Source organism: Azonexus fungiphilus (assembly GCF_003634965.1).
Taxonomy (GTDB): domain Bacteria; phylum Pseudomonadota; class Gammaproteobacteria; order Burkholderiales; family Rhodocyclaceae; genus Azonexus; species Azonexus fungiphilus.
On sequence record NZ_RBXP01000009.1, the window covers coordinates 1 to 1,334 of the forward strand.

Annotated in this window: 1 protein-coding gene; it reads right to left on the reverse strand. The window is 67.5% G+C overall.

All coding sequences use genetic code 11. The features are described from left to right. On the reverse strand, positions 1 to 1,334 hold a 1,334-nt coding region (ahpF, locus tag DFR40_RS02765; protein WP_121456970.1), incomplete at its 3' end, for an alkyl hydroperoxide reductase subunit F.

Consider the following 1,334-nt stretch of genomic DNA (forward strand, 5'->3'; position numbering starts at 1 on the left):
TCGAGCGTGCCCTTCAGCCAGTCGGTGTTCGGCAAGAGGCCGATCTGGACGAAGATGCCTTCGAGTTCGACATGGCGCTCCTCGCCGGAAACGCGGTCCTTGTAGTTGAGGCCGTTGACCTTCTGGCCGTCGCCGGTGACTTCGGTGGTCTGCGCCGACTTGATCACGGTGATGTTCGGCAGGCTGAACAGCTTCTTCTGCAGCACCGCGTCGGCGCGCAGCGTGTCGGCGAATTCGAGCAGGGTGACGTGGCCGACGATGCCGGCCAGGTCGATCGCCGCCTCGACGCCGGAGTTGCCGCCGCCGATCACCGCCACGCGCTTGCCCTTGAACAGCGGGCCGTCGCAGTGCGGGCAGAAGCACACGCCCTTGGCCTTGTATTCCTTCTCGCCGGGCACGTTCATTTCGCGCCAGCGGGCGCCGGTGGCCAGGATCACCGATTTCGACTTGAGCGAAGCGCCGTTCTCCAGCTGGACTTCGATCAGCCCGCCCTCTTCTGCCGCCGGGATCAGCCGGGCGGCGCGCTGCAGGTTCATCACGTCGACCTCGTAGGCCTTGACGTGCTGTTCGAGCGCGGCGACCAGCTTCGGTCCTTCGGTTTCCTTGACCGAAATGAAGTTCTCGATGCCCAGCGTGTCCATCACCTGGCCGCCGAACCGCTCGGCCAGCACGCCGGTGCGGATGCCCTTGCGGGCGGCGTAGATGGCCGCCGCCGAACCGGCCGGCCCGCCGCCGACGACGAGCACGTCGAAGGCGGCCTTGGCGGCGAGTTCCTCGGCGGCGCGGGCAGCGGCGCCGGTGTCGAGCTTGGCCAGGATTTCCTCGATCGTCATCCGGCCCTGGCCGAATTCGGCGCCGTTGAGGAAGACGGTCGGCACCGCCATGATCTGGCGCGCCTCGACTTCGCCCTGGAAGAGCGCGCCGTCGATCATCGTGCTGCTCACGCCCGGGTTGAGCACGGCCATCAGGTTGAAGGCCTGGACGACGTCCGGGCAGTTGTGACAGGACAGCGAGATGAAGGTCTCGACCTCGTACTTGCCGGGCAGCGCCTTGATCTGCTCGATCACCGCCGGCTCGACCTTGGGCGGATGGCCGCCGGTCTGCAGCAGGGCCAGCACCAGCGAGGTGAATTCGTGGCCCATCGGAATGCCGGCGAAGCGGATGCGCGCCGTCTCGCCGGGCACGGCAATGCCGAAGGACGGGATGCGGGCGTGCGTTTCCTCGCGCAGGCTGACCTGCGGCGAGCAGTCGAGGATGTCGTTGAGCAGCGCGCGCATGTCCTGCGACCTGGCGTCGTCGCCAAGCGCCGCGACCAGTTCGATCGGGCGTTGCAG